This is a genomic window from Streptomyces sp. NBC_00310 (assembly GCF_036208085.1).
Taxonomy (GTDB): domain Bacteria; phylum Actinomycetota; class Actinomycetes; order Streptomycetales; family Streptomycetaceae; genus Streptomyces.
The window spans coordinates 7,186,897-7,204,364 of the sequence record NZ_CP130714.1; the positions used below are offsets into that span (position 1 = coordinate 7,186,897).

18 protein-coding genes are annotated in these 17,468 nt (G+C 70.2%); 12 read left to right on the top strand and 6 right to left on the bottom strand.

The annotated features are described in order from the left end of the window. Positions 1–69: 69 nt before the first annotated feature. From OG202_RS31585 to OG202_RS31635, 11 genes are all read left to right on the top strand, one after another. Positions 70–1,686 carry an AAA family ATPase gene (locus tag OG202_RS31585; protein ID WP_328223952.1) on the top strand — a complete coding sequence of 539 codons (1,617 nt, stop codon included), beginning with the start codon at positions 70–72 and terminating at the stop codon, positions 1,684–1,686. Then, complete coding sequence (locus OG202_RS31590) at positions 1,683–2,492, top strand: TadE family protein (RefSeq protein ID WP_328223953.1); 810 nt, start codon at positions 1,683–1,685, stop codon at positions 2,490–2,492. The genes OG202_RS31585 and OG202_RS31590 overlap by 4 nt, the downstream gene beginning before the upstream one ends. A 74-nt stretch (positions 2,493–2,566) precedes the next feature. Next, a complete protein-coding gene (locus OG202_RS31595; RefSeq protein WP_326578062.1) occupies positions 2,567–3,907 on the top strand; it encodes a CpaF family protein in 1,341 nt (446 codons plus the stop codon). Positions 3,908–3,937: 30 nt separating this feature from the next. Beyond that, positions 3,938–4,957, top strand: coding sequence for a type II secretion system F family protein (locus tag OG202_RS31600; RefSeq protein WP_405895340.1), 1,020 nt, complete (start codon positions 3,938–3,940; stop codon positions 4,955–4,957). A 20-nt stretch (positions 4,958–4,977) separates the two neighbouring features. After that, the gene (locus OG202_RS31605) at positions 4,978–5,880 is read left to right on the top strand and encodes a DUF5936 domain-containing protein (RefSeq protein ID WP_326578061.1); all 903 of its coding nucleotides are present in this window, start codon (positions 4,978–4,980) and stop codon (positions 5,878–5,880) included. Beyond that, positions 5,880–7,376: a sensor histidine kinase gene (locus OG202_RS31610; protein ID WP_328223954.1), complete on the top strand. Its 1,497-nt coding sequence runs from the start codon at positions 5,880–5,882 to the stop codon at positions 7,374–7,376. Before OG202_RS31605 ends, OG202_RS31610 begins: the two co-directional genes overlap by 1 nt. Then, positions 7,369–8,151 (top strand): response regulator transcription factor, encoded by a 783-nt coding sequence (locus OG202_RS31615; RefSeq protein WP_326578059.1) that lies wholly within the window; start codon positions 7,369–7,371, stop codon positions 8,149–8,151. The genes OG202_RS31610 and OG202_RS31615 overlap by 8 nt, the downstream gene beginning before the upstream one ends. A gap of 105 nt (positions 8,152–8,256) precedes the next feature. Beyond that, the gene (locus OG202_RS31620) at positions 8,257–8,472 is read left to right on the top strand and encodes a hypothetical protein (RefSeq protein WP_328224746.1); all 216 of its coding nucleotides are present in this window, start codon (positions 8,257–8,259) and stop codon (positions 8,470–8,472) included. After that, positions 8,472–9,086 (top strand): pilus assembly protein TadG-related protein, encoded by a 615-nt coding sequence (locus OG202_RS31625; RefSeq protein WP_328224747.1) that lies wholly within the window; start codon positions 8,472–8,474, stop codon positions 9,084–9,086. Before OG202_RS31620 ends, OG202_RS31625 begins: the two co-directional genes overlap by 1 nt. A gap of 15 nt (positions 9,087–9,101) precedes the next feature. Beyond that, positions 9,102–9,701 (top strand): hypothetical protein, encoded by a 600-nt coding sequence (locus OG202_RS31630; protein ID WP_328223955.1) that lies wholly within the window; start codon positions 9,102–9,104, stop codon positions 9,699–9,701. Between the two features lie 7 nt (positions 9,702–9,708). Further along, the gene (locus OG202_RS31635) at positions 9,709–10,374 is read left to right on the top strand and encodes an OmpA family protein (protein WP_328223956.1); all 666 of its coding nucleotides are present in this window, start codon (positions 9,709–9,711) and stop codon (positions 10,372–10,374) included. Between the two features lie 16 nt (positions 10,375–10,390). Here OG202_RS31635 and OG202_RS31640 read toward each other — a convergent pair whose 3' ends face one another. Continuing rightward, on the bottom strand, positions 10,391–10,567 hold the full coding sequence (locus tag OG202_RS31640) for a hypothetical protein (RefSeq protein ID WP_327727988.1): 177 nt from the start codon (positions 10,565–10,567) through the stop codon (positions 10,391–10,393). Between the two features lie 43 nt (positions 10,568–10,610). Next, positions 10,611–10,964: a hypothetical protein gene (locus OG202_RS31645; protein ID WP_328223957.1), complete on the bottom strand. Its 354-nt coding sequence runs from the start codon at positions 10,962–10,964 to the stop codon at positions 10,611–10,613. A gap of 158 nt (positions 10,965–11,122) precedes the next feature. Here OG202_RS31645 and OG202_RS31650 point away from each other — a divergent pair, with 158 nt between their 5' ends. Then, positions 11,123–11,695, top strand: a complete 573-nt coding sequence (locus tag OG202_RS31650; RefSeq protein WP_326578055.1) for a dihydrofolate reductase family protein — start codon at positions 11,123–11,125, stop codon at positions 11,693–11,695. A gap of 53 nt (positions 11,696–11,748) precedes the next feature. Here the strand turns inward: OG202_RS31650 and OG202_RS31655 are convergent, their stop codons facing one another. From OG202_RS31655 to OG202_RS31670, 4 genes are all read right to left on the bottom strand, one after another. Then, positions 11,749–13,116: an AI-2E family transporter gene (locus tag OG202_RS31655; protein ID WP_327727986.1), complete on the bottom strand. Its 1,368-nt coding sequence runs from the start codon at positions 13,114–13,116 to the stop codon at positions 11,749–11,751. 165 nt (positions 13,117–13,281) lie between these two features. Further along, positions 13,282–13,989 carry a transglycosylase SLT domain-containing protein gene (locus tag OG202_RS31660; RefSeq protein WP_442811190.1) on the bottom strand — a complete coding sequence of 236 codons (708 nt, stop codon included), beginning with the start codon at positions 13,987–13,989 and terminating at the stop codon, positions 13,282–13,284. 394 nt (positions 13,990–14,383) lie between these two features. Continuing rightward, entirely contained in the window at positions 14,384–15,709 is a 1,326-nt protein-coding gene (locus OG202_RS31665) for a PhoH family protein (RefSeq protein WP_326578052.1), read from the bottom strand. Positions 15,710–16,035: 326 nt separating this feature from the next. Beyond that, positions 16,036–16,809, bottom strand: coding sequence for an isoprenyl transferase (locus tag OG202_RS31670; RefSeq protein ID WP_326578051.1), 774 nt, complete (start codon positions 16,807–16,809; stop codon positions 16,036–16,038). Between the last annotated feature and the right edge of the window lie 659 nt (positions 16,810–17,468).

Genomic DNA, 17,468 nt, shown 5'->3' on the forward strand with positions numbered 1-17,468 from the left:
GCCGAGTGAACCCTGCTGGTGCGAGGCGGCCGAGCCCCGCACCTCCGCGACCGGAACGGGGATCCGCCGATGACCATCCGTATCCTCCCGGCCGCCGGGGACGTCGACTCGGCCCGCGCCCTCACCACCCTGCTCGGCCAGCTGGCCGACGCCGAACCGGCGCCCCCGGTCTCCGACTCCACGGCCCTGCTGGACACCCTGGCGCGGCTGGCCGCCGAGTCCCTGGACGAGCTGCCGGAGGTGGTGCTGGTCCACGAACGGATCGGTCCCGTAACGGCGTTGGACCTGGTCCGCGATCTCGTTCTGCGCTTCCCGGCGGTCGGCGTCGTCCTCGTCACCTCCGACACGAGCACCGGCGTCCTCACCGCCGCCATGGACTCCGGCGCCCGCGGCATCGTCAACCTCCCCCTCTCCTACGAGGCCCTCGCCGAACGCGTCCAGGCCGCCGCCGCCTGGTCGGCCGGTATGCGCCGCCACCTCGGCAGCCCCACGCCGGAGCTGTACGCGGGCCCCGGCGGCACCGTCGTCACGGTCAGCGGGGCCAAGGGCGGCGTCGGTGCCACGGTCACCGCCGTCCAACTCGCCCTCGCGGCCCGCGCGTCCGGCCGTACGGTGGCCCTTCTCGACCTCGACCTGCAGTCGGGGGACGTCGCCTCGTACCTGGACGTGCAGTTCCGCCGCTCGGTCGCCGACCTGGCCGGCATCACGGACATCAACCCCCGCGTCCTGCAGGAGGTGGTCTACGCCCACGACACCGGTATCGCCCTCCTCCTCGCCCCCGCCGAGGGCGAGCGCGGCGAGGAGGTGACGGACCGGGTGGCCCGCCAGGTGGTGGCCACGCTCCGTTCCCGGCACGACGTGGTCGTCGTCGACTGCGGTTCACAGATGACCGCGGCGACCGCGGCGGCCGTCGAAATGGCCGACCAGGCCCTGCTGTTGGTGACCCCGGACGTCATCGCGGTCCGCGCCGCCAAACGCATGGTCCGCCTCTGGGACCGCCTCCAGATCCGCAAGGCCGAGGAGACGCTGACGGTCGTCAACCGCCTGTCGCGCGCCACGGAGATCCAGCCGTCCCTGGTCGAGAAGGTCACCGGCACGAAGGTGGCCCGCGCCGCCGTCCCCGCCGCCTTCAAGGAACTCCAGTCCGTCGTCGACGCGGGCCGCCTCCAGGACCTCGACGCCCGCTCGGTGGTCAAGCAGGCGCTGTGGGCGCTGGCCGGGGAGCTGGAACTGGTGGCCGCGCCGGAGAACGGGCACGGCGGCCGACGCCGCAGGTCCTCGGCCGACCGAGGCGCCCTCGCCCTCCGCCGCAAGGGCGGCGACCGGGGCTCGGTGACCCTCGAATTCGCCGGGATGTTCCCCCTGATCCTGGTCACCATGACGATCCTCTGGCAGGCCGCCCTCTACGGCTACACCTACTCCCTCGCCGGCAACGCCGCCGACGAGGCCGCCCGCGCCGCCACCGCCGCCTACGCGGTCGACGGCGACGTCGCCGGCGCCTGCGAAGCCGCCGGCACCCAGAACCTGCCGGGCGCCTGGGCCGACACCTCCATCGACTGCGCCCCCGCGGGCACCCTCATGCGAGCCGAGGTCCAGGCCAACGTCCCCCTCTTCTTCCCGGGCTTCGACGCCGGCTGGACCGTCAACGGCGAGGCGGGGGCGGCACTGGAGGGAGACCCCCAATGACCCCGACCGACGACCCCGTACGAGGGGAAGACGACGTCTGCACGAAGGCGGAGGCGGTGGCGCGGCCCGTACGGCGGGCTGGCCGCGTACGTGCGGAGGCGGAGGCCGTGGCGCGGCCCGTACGGCGGGAAGACGGCGCACGCGCGAAAGCGGAGCCGGTACGGCGGGTGGGCCGCGTACGCGCGGAGGCGGTGGCACAGCCCGTACGGCGGGTGGGCCGCGTACGCGCGGAGGCGGAGGCGGAGGCCGTGGCGCCCCCCGTACGGCGGGTTGGCCGGGTACGGCGAGAAGGGGGCGTGTCGGGGGGTGTCCGCCCGCAGCGGTTGGCTCGTCAACTCGTCGGACTTCTCGGGCGACCGATTCCGCGCCGTTCCGAGGACGGACACCCCCCGGCGCGCCCCCGACCCACCCACCACCCCCGGGCGAACCCGGCACCGACGAAAAAGCCACCCCACCACCACTGGAACGACCGAGGCTCCTCCATCCTGGAGTTCGCCGGCTTCCTCCCGATCCTCCTCCTCGTAGGCATGGCGGCGATCCAACTCGGCCTGGTCGGCTACGGCATCAGCCAAGCGGGCTCGGCCGCACGGGCCGCCGCACGCGCCGAGTCCCTGGAGCCCGGCGCGGGGGAGGCCGCAGGCGCGGCCGCGGCGAGCGCCTGGCTGAACCCCGACCCCGCCGTGGACGGCGGCGGCACCGACACCACCACCGCCACGGTCACCGTCACGGTCCCCTCGGTGGTCCCCCTCTTCGACCCGGTCACCGTGGAACGCAGCGCCACCATGCCCAACGACACCGACAACTGACCGCACACCCCTCAACACTCACAACTGACCGCACCCCTTCAACACCCCGCCAACCGAGAGGAGTTGACCAGAAGATGAGCCTGCGATCCCGTATCGCCGCCCCCGACGAAGGGGGAACCGGACGCGAGGACGGACACCTCGTGGCCGTCTACCGCGCCAAGCTCCTCGAAGAGATCGACCTGGCCGAGATGTCGGCGCTGACCGCCGCCGACCGCAGGGCCCGCCTGGAACGCGTCCTCGGCCACATCATCAGCCGAGAGGGCCCGGTCCTCTCCTCCGCCGAACGCTCCCAACTCATCCGCAGGGTCGTGGACGAGGCCCTCGGCCTGGGCGTCCTCGAACCACTCCTCGCCGACGCGTCCGTCACCGAGATCATGGTCAACGGCCCGGACTCGATCTTCGTGGAGCGAGGCGGCCGCGTCGAACAGCTCCCGCTCCGCTTCGCCTCCACCGACCAGCTCATGCAGACGATCGAACGCATCGTCTCGACCGTCAACCGCCGCGTCGACGAGTCGAACCCCATGGTCGACGCCCGCCTCCCCACCGGCGAGCGCGTCAACGTGATCATCCCGCCGCTCGCCCTCACCGGCCCGACCCTGACGATCCGCCGCTTCCCCCGCGCGTACACCCTCCCGGAACTCATCGACCTCGGCTCCCTCGACGAGCAGATGCTGATGCTCCTCGCCGCCTTCGTCCGCGCCCGCTTCAACGTGATCGTCAGCGGTGGTACCGGCACCGGAAAGACGACCCTCCTCAACGCCCTCTCCGGCCTGATCCCGTCCCGCGAACGCATCATCACCATCGAGGACTCGGCGGAACTCCAGCTCCAGCAGGAGCACGTCATCCGCCTGGAATCGAGGCCCGCCAACATCGAGGGCAAGGGCCAGATCACCATCCGCGACCTGGTCCGCAACTCCCTCCGTATGCGCCCCGACCGGATCATCGTCGGCGAGGTCCGCGGCGGCGAGACCCTCGACATGCTCCAGGCCATGTCGACCGGCCACGACGGCTCCCTCGCCACGGTCCACGCCAACTCCGCCGAGGACGCGCTCATGCGCCTGCAGACCCTCGGCTCGATGTCCGAGGTCCTCATCCCCTTCGAGGCCCTGAAGGACCAGATCAACTCGGCCGTGGACGTCGTCGTCCAGCTCACCCGTTTCGCCGACGGCTCCCGCAAGGTCACCGAGATCGCCCTGCTCGTCTCGCACGGCCGTGAACAGTTCCGCATCGCCACGGTCTCCCGCTACGTCCCGGACCCGCTCGGCGCCGACCGCGTCGTCCACGGCCGCTTCGAACACTTGCCGGTACCCCGCCCCGTCGCGGAGAAGCTGTACGTGGCCAACGAGCCGCTGCCCCCCGCGTACGGCGTGGCCGAGGCCATCGACCCGCTCAACACCCGCCAGGCCATCGGATAGCCCGAGAGCCCCGAGGAGGTAGGACCGAACATGGCGACAGCCCTGGCAACCCTGGCCCAGGCAACTCTGGCTCAGGCGACCCAGGCCCAGGCACCCCTGGACCTGGACAACACCACCCTGCTGGCCCTCGGCGCCACCGTCCTCTGCGGCACCCTCGCCGTCGCGGGCGCGCACACGTACGTCTCCGGCCGCGCCCAGCGCCAGGCCCTGGTCGACCGTCTCGCGGGCAGCCAGGGGGGCCCGCTCCGCACGGCGGCGGGCCGCGTACGACGTTTCACGGCCGTCGACCGCCGACTGCGCCGCACCCGCCTCGGCCGCGCGATCCACCTGCGGCTCACGACGACGGGCCTCGACCTGACGGCGGGCGAGTTCGCCACGTACGTCGCCATGGTCGTCGTCGCCCTGTGGCTGATCGCCGCCGCCACCCTCGCCCCGTTCTTCGGCCCGATCGCGGGCGCCGTCGGCGTGTGGGCAGCCGCCATCTTCCTCAACTGGCAGCGCCAGAAACGCATCGAGGCCTTCATCAACCAACTCCCGGACGTGGCCCGCCTCCTGGCCAACGCCACCGCCGCAGGCCTGGCGCTCCGTACGGCCCTGGCGATGGCGGCGGAGGAGCTGGAGGCCCCGGCGGGCGAGGAACTGGCGCGGGTGGCCGACCAGTTGGCGCTCGGCCGCTCGGTCGACGACGCCCTGGGCGAACTCGCCGAACGCCTCCCCTCCCGCGAACTGATCGTCCTCGTCACCACCCTCGTCCTGTCCAACAAGGCGGGCGGCACGGTGGTGAGTTCGCTGCGCAACCTGACCCAGACCCTGGAGGACCGCAAGGAGACCCGCCGCGAGGTCCGCACGATGCTCTCCGAGGTCAACGCGACGGCCTTCACCGTCCCCCTCCTGGGCCTGGGCTCCCTCCTCCTGATCAACTCCTCGAACGACGGCGCCCTGGCCCGGGTGACCGGCTCCCCCCTCGGTCAGGCCCTGGTCCTGATCTCGATCGGCCTCTACACGGTCGGTTTCTTCGTCATCCGCCGCCTCGGCAAGATCGAAGTCTGAGAAGGGGGCCGTGACCTGACATGACGACGTCGATGCTCCCCCTGCTCCTGGCCCTTCTGATGGCCGTCGCGGTGGCGGGCGCCCTGCTGGGCATCCGTATGATCCGCGCCGACGCGAAACTCCCCAGCGACCTGGCCCTCGCCCTGGAGGTCGGCGCCACCCGCGTCTCGAAGACCGGCTCGGCCGTCGACCGTCTGGGCATGCGCTTCGCGCCCCTCGTCCTGCGCCTGATGGGCCCCCGCCGGGTCGAGGCCAAGCGCCGCCGCATCGACATGGCGGGCAACCCCGGCGGCCTCACCCTCAACCGCTACGCCGCCCGCCGAGCCGTCTACGGCTTCTTCGGCGCCTTCATGGGCCTGGTCTTCCTCACCAGCGACCGCCCTCTCTTCGCCGCCTTCACCCTCGCCTTCGGCCTCCTCGCCGCCGACGCGGCGATCTGGCAGGCCATCCGCGAACGCAAGGACGTCATCGACCGCACCCTGCCGGACTTCCTGGACGTCCTGGCCGTCGTCGTCTCGGCCGGCCTGGGCTTCCGCCAGGCCCTGGACCGGGTCGCCGAGAAGTACGAGGGCCCCTGGGCCGACGAACTCCGCATCACGCTCCGCCAGATGGACATGGGCGTCAGTCGCCGCCAGGCCTTCGACGAACTCCGCAGACGCAACTCGTCCGAGCAGGTCGCCCAGTTCGTCTCGGCGCTCCAACAGGGCGAGGAACTGGGCTCCCCGATCGCCGAGACCCTGATCCAACTGGCCGCCGACATGCGCCGCACGGACGCCCAGAACGCCCGCCGCCGAGCCGCCCGCACCATCCCCAAGGCAACTCTGGTGACCCTGGTCTTCATGCTCCCGGCCACGATGATCCTCATCGCGACGGGCATGTTCCTCGGCTCGGGCACCAACTTCGGCGACATCCTGGGCCGCTGATGGGACCCCGGCGGAGCTGGCGCGGACGGCCGATTCGGCTCACCCGGCTGCGGGCCATCGTGCCGCTGGGGCGATGGGGGTCCCCCCGGTCGAGCGAAGCCGAGAGTGGGGGCGGGCGGGCGCAGCGGCACCCTGTCAGCGCCGGCCAGCGCCTCCAACCCCCGCCCGACCCCGGCGAAGGCCGACGCACCCCACCCCCGCCCGGCCCCAGCACCGGCTACCTGGCGGACGACGCCGCACCCCCCGCCACCCTCCGCCTCCAGCTCAACGCCCTCCAGGCCCTGGCCCGCCAGACCTTCGCCGTCCGCCTCGTCACCCTCACCATCGGCACCCCCTTCGCCATGGCCAACACCACGGACGGCCCCCCGACCCACGCCGTACTCATCGCCGCCGTCCTCGGCATCACCGTCTCCTACGCCATGCTCAGGGACTGGGACCGCTTCGCCCCCCGCCTCCTCGCCCACCCCACCCTCATGGCCCTGGACCTCCTCTTCGGCGCGGTCCTCCTCCTCACCGCCTCCCCGGCCTCCCCCCTCGCCTACGCCACGGTCTGCACCCCCCTCCTCTCCGGCCTCCTCTACGGCTGGCGCGGCGCCGGCGTCCTCACCGGTCTGCAACTGGCCGTCCTCCTCACCGTCCACCGCGCCTGGGAACACCACCCCGGCGCGGGCGTGAGCACCCTCCTCGTCGCCGGCTTCTGCGTCGCCGCCGGCATCATCGGCGTAACCCTCCGCAACCTGATGTTCCGCTTCGGCACGGCCACCCAGGCGCTCTCCGAAGCCACGTCCCGCCTGGCCGTCGCGGAGGCCGTGGAGTCGGAACGCGCCCGCCTGGCCCGCGAACTCCACGACTCGGTGGCCAAGACCCTGCACGGCCTGGCCCTCGCCGCGGACGCCCTGGCCACCTCGGCGGACCACGCCACCCCCGACCCCACCCACCTGAGACGACAGGCCACCCTCGTGGCGTCGGCGGCCCGCCGAGCCGCCGCCGAATCCCGCGACCTCCTCACGGACCTACGCCGCCACACGGACCTGACGACGACCCCACCCGCGGACCTGACGACCGAACTGCGCACCCGGACAGCGAACTTCGAGTCCCGCACCTCCCTCCGCACCCACCTCACCCACACGGGCGCGGAACCCCCGCCCCTCCCGCCCGAAACGACCCACCACCTCCTGGCGATCACGTCGGAGGCCCTGGAGAACATCCACCGCCACGCACGGGCGACAACGGCGGAGGTGTCCCTGAAGATCACCCCGGACACCCTCCACCTCACGATCAAGGACGACGGCGTAGGCCTCCCACCCGCCCTCACCCTCGAAGAGGCGCAAAGATCCGGCCACTTCGGCCTCCTGGGCATGGCGGAACGCGCGGACCGGACAGGCGCGGCCCTGCACCTGGGATCGGACACCACCGGTACGGAAATATCCCTGGCCCTCCCGCTCCCCGCACCGCCCACCCCCGAAGCCCCCCGACAGGAGGCCGCACATGCCTGACCAGCCCCAGGCACGCCCCGGCCCACCCCTCCGCGTACTCGTCGCGGACGACAACCCGGTGGTCCGCGCCGGCCTCACGGCCCTCCTGGACACGCACCCCGACATAGCGGTGGTCGCCCAGGCCACGAACGGAGAGGAGGCGGTGGACGAAGCGCGCCGACACCGCCCGGACGTCGCCCTCCTCGACGTCCGCATGCCCGGCACGGACGGCCTCACCGCGCTCCCCGAACTGGCCGCTCTGTGCCCCGTGATGATGCTGACCTACAGCACGGAACCCGAGGTCGTGACCGAGGCCCGGCGCCGGGGCGCGGCCGGCTACCTGGTCCACGGCGAGTTCACGGCACCCGAACTGATCGCGGCGGTACGGAACATGCGGGAGGGCCACCCGACGATCCCCGCGAGGGTCTGTCCGAATGTCTCAACTTCGCTCGGCGTTTCCTACGAACCTTCACACGAAAGTCACGACCCTACTTCGCAGCTGCAACCAGTTATGGCACAGTCGTCAAGGGCTCGCTCCACCTATGCGTCGCGACTGCACCGCCGCATCCTCGACCGTTCCAACCGTCCGTCCTTCGGCCTGAGTTCAAGGGAGGTGGAGGTGATGGACCTCATCGCGTCCGGCATGAACAACCGCCAGATCGCAGCCACCTGCTTCATCAGCGAGAAGACCGTCAAGAACCACATCAACCGCATCTTCGCGAAACTGCACAGTTCAACCCGCAGCGAAGCCATAGCCCACTGGCTCGGCACCACCCCCGAGGGGTGGCCCCGATGACCCACCCCACCAACGGAAGTTGGGCCCCCGGACCCACCCCGGGTACGTGCCGTCTCACGTACGGTGATCCGGTTGGGGTCGGCATCGCGCGGGAAGGCAACCGCCATGAAGGTGAAGCACCGTTTCGAGACCTGGAGGACCACAGTCGTCTCCCGCATGCGCGGGAAAGGACGGGACTCGGGCGCCGGGTTCGTGGAGTACGCGGGCATCATGATCATCGTCGCGGGGATCTTCGTGATGATCGACGGCTTGGGATTGGACGGGGCGATCTCGGGGGCGATCATGGACGCGGTCGAAACTGTTATCGGCGGCGGTGGCTGATCGCAGGACGCCCCCGAGGCGATCGAGGTTCGACCCTCCCGATCTACATCTGGCTGACGACGATTCTGCTCTTCGTGGCCTTGGCCTTCTTTGCGTTCGCCCAGGCGGCGTCCGCCCGCAATGGTGCTCAATCCGCGGCGGACGCTGCGGCGTTGGCCGCAGCGCAGGAAGCGCGGGAAGTACTGCTGCTTGACCTCGGTGACGCCATCGACGCGGGCAACAAGGACTGGCTGGACTGGTTGGACCTGCCGGCCGGGGGGCTCCCCGCAGAAGAGGCCACCATAGCGGCCCAGGAACTTGCTGCTGCCAACAACTCGACGGTCCAGGGCGGTGCCGTAGCCACTGAGGCGGGAGGCTTTCCCGGCTTCGAGGTCGAGGTCCGGACGGACTACACCGTCGGCGACTCGATCATCCCCGGAACCGAGAGCATGACGGCCGTGGCTCAGGCCACAGCCGTCATTCAACCGCGCTGCGACTTCGATGTGAACGCAGATCCCGCGAAGCCCGTCGCCCTGGACTGCGACGGCCAGCCGGTTGACATCGACCCCGGAAATTTCGATCCGGACGACCTTCCCGACGCGTCCGTGATGTTCTCTGTGCGTCTGGCTCAGTGAGAGGAAGTTGTTCCCATGAAGTTCCGGTACACCATGAAGGGCCGCATGGCTCTGACCACGGTGACGATCGCCACCGGGCTGGTCCTCACGGTGGCCGGCTGCGGTGGGGGAGGGAGTGACGACAAGTCGTCGAACTCCGAGTCATCCTCGGCTCCCTCCAAGAAGCCCGATGGGGGCGACGACAAGCAGGAAGCGGAGGCTTCGGCCACGGATTCGGTGCTGGCCGAAGTCAAGGGCGAAGACGGACTGACACTGATGGTCTCGTCCGCCAACCGTGACGCCGGGGGCTTCGTGACCGTGGAAGGCACGGTCACGAACAACACGGGTGGTCGCTGGATGGCGGTGGAGTGGCGCGGCGACGAAAGGGAGTTGGCGAAGAACGGCGGTTCTGTCGCCGGTGCCAGCCTGATTGACCAGGCCGGGAAGAAGAAGTACCTCGTACTGCGGGACACATCGGGCCGATGCCTGTGCACCCAGTTCTCTGGTGGTGTGCGGGATGGCGAAAGCGCCCAATGGTTCGCCCAATTCCCCGCCCCACCCGAAGGCACAACTCAAGTCGACTTCCTGGTCGGCTCCATGCCCCCCGCCACGATCGAACTCTCCGACGGCGAGTGACGCGACGATGACCGTCCTCACCCCACGAGCCACCGTGACCGTGACTGTGGCGGCGGCCGTCCTGGCCGCACTCACCCTCACCACACCTACCGCACACGCGGCGGACGACCCGAGCGAACCCCCGGGCACCGTCACCACCTCCCCACCCCCGGAGGTGGACGCGAACAGCCCGGGCCTGAAGCTCGCCCAGGGGGCCACGCTCGCCCCCGCCAAGGTGCTGGACATCAAGTCGGTCGTGGAGGACCTCGGCGGCGAGGAGCGCCGGGAGGACACGAACGAGAACGTGACGTTCGCGCTCCAGGCGGAGGTCCTCTTTCCGAAGGACAGCGCGAAACTGAACCCCCAGGCCCAATCCCGTATCCAGGTGATCGCGGAGGAGATCAAGAAACAGAGCGCGGGCACGATCCGCGTCTTCGGCTTCACGGACAACCTCGGCTCGTACGCCCACGGCCTGACCCTCTCCAAGAAGCGCGCGGAGGCCGTCCACGACCTCCTCGCCGCCGACCTGGGCGGCAACGTCACCTTCGAGGTACGCGGCTACAGCGAGGACTACCCCATCGCCGACAACTCCTCCGAGGAGGGCCGCAAGAAGAACCGCCGGGTCGAGGTCTCCTTCCCCCGCACCACGACGGACACGGAATCCGACAGGGAACAGAACAGCGAACAGAGCTGATGACCACCTCGTCGCCTCACTCCGGCAACGAATCCCGTACGTCCCGGAAGTGCTCCCGAGGCCACCGCTCGATGAACCGCTCGATGACCCGGTACGCACGCGCGTAGTACCGGGTCTCGCATGAGTCGTCGAGATAGCGCCGGACGAGGATCCGCTCGGCGCGGAAGGGCAGCGGGCGCCCGGTATCGAGCACCCCCAGCGCGTAGGCCGCGCGTCATGGACGACGTACGTCCGGGTCAGGGTCGTACAGGGCGCGCCGGAGAGCGGTGTGAACGGCGGCGTGGACGGCTGGCGGCCGGCCGATGAGGCCGGACAGGTGGGCGACGGCGTGGCGGCGTACCTCGGCGTACCTCGGCGTACGGGTCGCGGGCCAGCGTGAGCACGTCTTGGAGGGCTTCGCGGTCCTTGTGGTCCTCGTGGTCCTCGTGGTCCGTGGAGCCCTCGAAGGCGAAGGCGACCGCCGCGCGGACCTCGGGATGCGGGTGGCCGACATGCCGCAGGATCTCCCGGGCGTTGTCGGCGAACCCGGACTGCGTCGCCAGGCCCCGGATGAGGAGGCCGAGTACGGCGGGATACTCCTCCGCGGTCACCCGCGCCGCCGCCCGCCGAGAACCGGTGCCGGCCGTTGCGCAGGGGGTCCTGTTCCTGCCGAGTGGAGGCAGGCCAAGGCGTGCCGAAAGATGCCAAGACGAGCCGAACGGGCAAAATCCGAGACAAGCCGACGCAGTGAGGACCGGGAGCCGCCGCCATGCGAAAGATCGTCCTGATGATGTCCGTGTCCCTCGACGGATACATGGAGGGCCCGAACCGTGAGCTCGGCTGGCACCTGGTCGACGACGAACTGCACACGCACTTCAACGACGTGCTCAGGAAGATGGGCGCCTTCCTCGACGGCCGCGTCAGCTACGAGATGATGGCCGCCTACTGGCCCACGGCCGACCGGGACCCCGCGGCCTCACGCCCCGTCGCCGACTTCGCCGCGATCTGGCGGAACATGCCGAAGCTGGTCTTCTCGCGGACCCTCCAGCACGCACAGTGGCACACGACGATCGTCCGGGACGTCGTCGTGCGGGACATCGAGGCGCTCAAGGCGCAGGACGGCGGCGACCTCGCCGTGGGCGGCGCCGAACTGGCGGCCGAGTTCATGCGGCACGACCTGGTCGACGAGTTCCGGCTCTACGTCCACCCCGTGCTCCTGGGGGCGGGCAAGCGCCTCTTCCCGGCGGCCGTCACCGAGGCCCCGACCGGCCTACGCCTGATCGGGACCCACACCTTCGGCAACGGAGTCGTACTCCTCCACCACGAACGCCCGGCCGCCTAGGGCCGCGCTCGCCCGACCTGCCCGGCCGCATAGGGCCGCGCCCGCCCGGCCGCCTACGGCCGCGCTCGCCCGTGCTCGTCCGCGTACGCCCGCAACGACCCCACCACCGTGTTCGTGACCGCGACCAACGGCACGGCCACCACCGCACCCCCGATCCCCGCGATCATGCCGCCGGCGGCGACGGCCAGGACGACGGCCAGGGGATGCACCCGTACGGCACGCCCGAGGATGAACGGCTGGAGGATGTGCCCCTCGATCTGCTGGACGGCGAGCACGACGGCCAGCGTCATGACGGCCGTGAAGACGCCCTGTGTCACCAGCGCCACGACGACCGCCAGCGCGCCCGAGACGACCGCACCCACCAGCGGGATGAAGGAGAACAGGAAGATGAACACGGCCAGCGGGACCGCCATCGGCACGTCCAGGAAGTAGATCCCCAGGCCGATGAAGATCGCGTCGATCAGCGCCACGACCACCGTGCCGCGTACATACGCCGTCAGCGTCTGCCAGGCCCGGGGTCCGGCCGCCGAGACCCCCGGCCGGGCCGCCGACGGCACCAGCTTCAGGGTCCACTGCCAGATGCGCTTGCCGTCGTAGAGGAGGAACAGCGTGGAGAACATCGTCAGGAGGATGCCGGTGAGCGCCTCGACGACGACGGTCACGCCCTCCAGCCCCGCCGAGGTGATCGTGTCCGTGTTGTCGCTGATCGCCTCGCGGAGGTTCTTGGCGATGTCGTTGATCTGGTTCTCGGTGACGTGGAACGGGCTGTCGAGCAGCCAGCGCTGCAACTCGTCGATGCCGTCCTGGATCTGGTCGGAGAGGTCGTCGATGTTCTCCATGACCTGCCAGGTGACGAACCAGCCGATCAGTCCCATGACGACGAAGCCGAGGGCGGCGGTCAGCGCGGTGGCGAGACCGCGCGGTACGCCGAGCCGGGTCAGCCGTGCCACGGTCGGCTGGAGCACGGCGGTGATGAGCAGGGCGGCGGTGAACGACAGCACCAGCAGCCGTACGGAGCTGATGACCCGCATCAACACCCAGACGGTGCCCGCGAGCACGAGCAGCCGCCATCCGGCCTCGGCCGCCACCCGCATGCCCCAGGGCACCGCTGAGGCGGGGTCCGGCCGGGTGGGGAGCACCGGGGCGGCCGTCCGGTCCCGAGCACCGGCGGGTGGGCCCGGAGAGCCGCCCGTACCGTCGTCGACGCCCCCGCCCCCGTTCCCGGTGGTCTCCTTGGGGGTGTCGGGGCCGTTGTCGGAGCCGCCCGTGCCGTCGTCGCGGCGGCGCCCCGCGGCGGCGTCCTCGCCGTCGTCCGGGCGCTCCGCCGCCGACTCGATCTCGGCCCGGCGTCGCTCCAACCGCTCGCTCCACCCGCTCAGCCCGGCGCCGAGCCGGCCGAGCCACCCAGGAACTCGCGACATCATCCGTCCTCTTCCCCCGTCGCCCCTGTTGGTCACCACTCCTCCCGGAGGCCGCGATCGCTCACGGCGGCTTCGACCGTACATGGCCGAAGCCCCCCACCGAAGGACGGTGGAGGGCTCGGGAAGGTTGAGCGGCGGGCGGATGTCACCCGCCGGCCGACCGTCCTAGTACCACTGGTTGGCCTGCCAGAAGGACCAGGCCTCGCACGGGCTGCCGTAGCGCGATTCCATGTAGTTCAGGCCCCACTTGATCTGCGTGGCCGGGTTGGTCCGCCAGTCGGAACCGGCGGAGGAGTACTTGCCGGCGGGCAGCGCCTGGAAGAGACCGTAGGCACCCGAGGAGGGGTTGACGGCCTTGTAGTTCCAGGTGGACTCGTGGTTCACGATGTTGCTGAAGCACGTCCACTGGTCGCTGGCCACGACCGCCTTCGCCATCGCCTGGATCTCGGCGATGGTGTACGAGCTCTGCGTGGGGATGTCACCGAGCGAACCGGCGGCCGCGGACTTCGACTCGGCTTCGGCCGCCGCCGCTTCCTTCGCCTTCCGCTCCTGCTCGGCCTTCTCCGCCGCCTCCTGCTTGTCGATCGCGTCCTGGGCCGCCTTCTTACGGGCGGTCTCCTCGGCGTCCTTGCGGGCGCTCGCGTCGGCGGCGATGGCCTGGGCATCGGCCTGGGCACTCAGGGACGCGGTCTGTACCTGAGCCTGCTGGCCCACAGGTATGTCAGCGAGCAACGTGGTGTCGTTCGCGACCGCCTCGGCGTCGTCAGTCGTCGTCTGGGCGGTGCTGCCCGAGGCAACTCCGACGACACTGCCGACTGCGGTGACCGCGGTGGCCGAGGCCACTGCGAATCCCCGGACCGAAATCCGGCTCACACGGTTTCCTTCCAGCATCGTCCGCCTCGGTGACCCTGGCGGACGCAATCGTGCCCTTGACGCTGGCCTCCCAACTGCGGGGTCACGGAGGCGCGGGCCCGGTGGGCAACTCCTTTGCGGGGAGCGCCGCGTGGTGCGCGGGCGGCATACGACGACGCTATGGAGTTGATCTGATGCTGCTGTGGTTCCGTACCGCTGGGGGTACAGGTGTGTCGTATGCGGGGCCTGACAGGAATGAGACTCTGCCGTAACCCGGCACCGCGAGGCAATTCAGTGGTGAGTGTGAAAGCTCACACCTCGTTTGACGCCGGAGATTCCAGGAAAGCCACACACGCCGAGGCGCCGCCCGGCTAGGCTGCTGAGCCTTTTGCCGGACGGCGCCCAGGGGTTGGGGCTAAATCTGCCCGTCCTCCAGCATTTCGGTCACAAGGGCCGCGATCTGGGACCGTTCGGACCTCGTCAACGTGACGTGGGCGAAGAGCGGATGGCCCTTCAGCTTCTCGACCACGGCGACGACACCGTCGTAGCGGCCGACGCGCAGGTTGTCGCGCTGGGCCACGTCATGGGTCAGAACGACGCGCGAATTCGCGCCGATCCGGGACAGAACGGTCAGCAGGACGTTCCGCTCCAGCGACTGTGCCTCGTCCACGATCACGAACGCGTCGTGCAGGGAACGGCCACGGATGTGCGTGAGCGGCAGGACCTCCAGCATCCCGCGTGCGGTGATCTCCTCGATGACCTCGCGGCTGGTGACCGCGGAGAGCGTGTCGAAGACCGCCTGCGCCCAGGGGCTCATCTTCTCGGACTCGGAGCCGGGCAGATAGCCGAGCTCCTGCCCGCCCACGGCGTACAGCGGCCGGAAGACCATCACCTTCTGGTGCTGACGGCGTTCGAGCACGGCCTCCAGACCCGCGCACAGGGCGAGCGCCGACTTGCCGGTGCCGGCCCGGCCGCCCATCGACAGGATGCCGACGTCCGGGTCGAGCAGCAGATCCAGCGCGATGCGCTGCTCCGCGCTGCGGCCCTTGATGCCGAACGCCTCCCGGTCGCCCCGCACGAGGCGGATGTTGCCCTCGGGCGTCACCCGGCCCAGTGCCTTGCCGCGCTCCGACTGGATCGTCAGGCCGGTGTGCACGGGCAGCGTGCTCGCCTCGGGGACATAGATCGACCCTTCCTCGAAGAGGATGTCGACCTGTTCGCCCGGCAGGGTCAGCTCGGACATCCCGGTCCACCCGGAGGCGTCCGTGATGGCCAGCTCCGCGCGGTACTCCTCGGCGAGGAGGCCCACGGAGGACGCCTTGATCCTGAGGGGCAGGTCCTTCGACACCACCGTGACGTCGAAGCCCTCGGCCTGCAGGTTGCGGGCCACCGCGAGGATCCGGGAGTCGTTGTCCCCCAGGCGGTAGCCGCTGGGCAGCACACTGGGATCCGAGTGATTGAGCTCGACCCTCACGGTCCCGCCGAGCTCCCCGATCGGGATGGGGGCGTCGAGGCGGCCGTGCCGGACCCGGAACTCGTCGAGCAGGCGAAGGGCCTGCCGGGCGAAGTAGCCGAGCTCGGGATGGTGCCTCTTCGCCTCCAGCTCCGTGACCACGACGATCGGCAGCACGACTTCGTGCTCGTCGAAGCGGCTCAAAGCATTCGGGTCGGCCAGCAGGACGCTGGTGTCGAGGACGTAGGTGCGCCGGTCTGGCATACGGCGCTTTGTGCTGGTCACCACGGAAGGACGTACCCCCTCGGATGAGGTCGGGGAGCGACGGGTTCGAACTGGGCCGGTCGTCGGCGCCGTTGCACGGGCCGGTGACCGGCCCTCCGCTGCTTCGTCCGTGCTGTGACCGCACGATCGGGCTGGTGCAAAGGGCCTCCCGGGCGGACGGCCCCGAGCCGCCCGCTGAGATCCGACACCCGTGGTTCGGGTGTCGACCTGACTGGCTTATGCCCTCGAACATGCGCCGCCATGCCAAGCGGTACGACGGCGCCCCGGTGAACTCCTCGTTACTTCTGTCCCGATGGTGGTGGTGCGCCCCTCACCCGTAATACGGAATTTCAGCTTCCGTAGCGGCGGCCGCGCGCCGCGTAGTCCCGCAGGGCCCGCAGGAAGTCGACCTTCCGGAAGGCCGGCCAGAAGACGTCGCAGAAGTAGTACTCGGAGTGCGCGGTCTGCCAGAGCATGAATCCGGACAGCCGCTGCTCGCCGCTCGTCCGGATCACCAGATCCGGGTCGGGCTGGTCGCCGGTGTACAGGTGGCTGCCGATCAGGTCGACGGAGACCTTCTCGGCGAGCTCCTCCATCGAGGTGCCCTTCTCGTGCGCGTCCTGGACCATGGACCGTACGGCGTCGGCGATCTCCTGGCGGCCGCCGTACCCGATGGCGACGTTGACCAGTATTCCGTCGACGTCCGCGGTGGACTCCTCGGACTCCTTCAGCGCGGTCTGCAGCTGCCCGGGCAGCTGGTCCAGCGTGCCCACGTGGTGCACCCGCCAGCGGCCGTCGGCGGCGAGGGTGCGGACGACGTCCTCGATGATCCCGAAGAGGGGGACCAGTTCTTCCTGGGGGCGGCCGAAGTTGTCCGTGGAGAACAGCCAGAGGGTGACGACCTTCACATCCGTCTCGGTGCACCAGCCGAGGAACTCCTCGATCTTGTGCGCGCCGGCGCGGTGTCCCTGCGCGGTCGTGGAGCCCGCTGCCTTCGCCCAGCGCCGGTTGCCGTCCATGATGACGCCGATGTGCTTGGGCACCTGGGCGTGGTCGAGGTGGCCCTCGACCCTGCGTGCGTAGACCCTGACCAGCAGGCCGCGCAGTTTGTCGCGCAGGTTCACGTCTTCCAGCCCCTCCGGTGCGGTGGCAGTCCCCTTGGTTGGCAGAGCCTACCGGGGCTGGAGGCCAACTCCGCCAAGGGGTGTACGGGGTTGGGGCGGGCCCCGGGCCCGACGGAGCGCCCTCCCCGGAGGGCCGGCTCACGGGCAAAAAAACGGGCCGGTCCGTGGGGGGGAGACGGACCGGCCCGAGGGGGGGTTTCCACCATAACCCTTCGTGAGTGATGCTGCGTACATCGGCGTGCCACAACTACTCTCCGCAGCCGGACGACAGCGTGACGGTGAGCGCGGAAGCGTTCATTCAGGGTGTGATCGAGGGGTGATCATGGCCGGATCCCGGCGGATTCCAAGGGAGAATGGATGAATCCCGGAAGGAATGTGGGGTTTGCGCATCGTTGTGCGACTTCCGAGAAGAAACGGCCCGGCGCCCTCGTACGGGTGAAGCGCGAGTGGAACGCGCGCTTGACGCCCGGTGACGCGGCGCACGGCCTCGCGCAGCCCCCTCCACTGCGCGATGCCGCACCGCGCAGCTTTGCTCACGCGAATTACCTTGGTCTGAACCTACGCGAGTAGACCCCGGGAAGCCAAGCCCGCGGTCGGTAACGATGTGGACACCGGCACAGAGGTCAGGATCCGTCCTCGATCGGCCCTGGCGTCGTCCC

Bases quoted from the DNA above. Each gene is read 5' to 3' on its own strand.
- OG202_RS31615 (WP_326578059.1), top strand. From the start codon at position 7,369: ATGCCTGACCAGCCCCAGGCACGCCCCGGCCCACCCCTCCGCGTACTC.
- OG202_RS31635 (WP_328223956.1), top strand. From the start codon at position 9,709: ATGACCGTCCTCACCCCACGAGCCACCGTGACCGTGACTGTGGCGGCG.
- OG202_RS31585 (WP_328223952.1), top strand. From the start codon at position 70: ATGACCATCCGTATCCTCCCGGCCGCCGGGGACGTCGACTCGGCCCGC.
- OG202_RS31595 (WP_326578062.1), top strand. From the start codon at position 2,567: ATGAGCCTGCGATCCCGTATCGCCGCCCCCGACGAAGGGGGAACCGGA.
- OG202_RS31590 (WP_328223953.1), top strand. From the start codon at position 1,683: ATGACCCCGACCGACGACCCCGTACGAGGGGAAGACGACGTCTGCACG.
- OG202_RS31655 (WP_327727986.1), bottom strand. From the start codon at position 13,116: ATGTCGCGAGTTCCTGGGTGGCTCGGCCGGCTCGGCGCCGGGCTGAGC.
- OG202_RS31650 (WP_326578055.1), top strand. From the start codon at position 11,123: ATGCGAAAGATCGTCCTGATGATGTCCGTGTCCCTCGACGGATACATG.
- OG202_RS31620 (WP_328224746.1), top strand. From the start codon at position 8,257: ATGAAGGTGAAGCACCGTTTCGAGACCTGGAGGACCACAGTCGTCTCC.
- OG202_RS31600 (WP_405895340.1), top strand. From the start codon at position 3,938: ATGGCGACAGCCCTGGCAACCCTGGCCCAGGCAACTCTGGCTCAGGCG.
- OG202_RS31605 (WP_326578061.1), top strand. From the start codon at position 4,978: ATGACGACGTCGATGCTCCCCCTGCTCCTGGCCCTTCTGATGGCCGTC.
- OG202_RS31610 (WP_328223954.1), top strand. From the start codon at position 5,880: ATGGGACCCCGGCGGAGCTGGCGCGGACGGCCGATTCGGCTCACCCGG.
- OG202_RS31630 (WP_328223955.1), top strand. From the start codon at position 9,102: ATGAAGTTCCGGTACACCATGAAGGGCCGCATGGCTCTGACCACGGTG.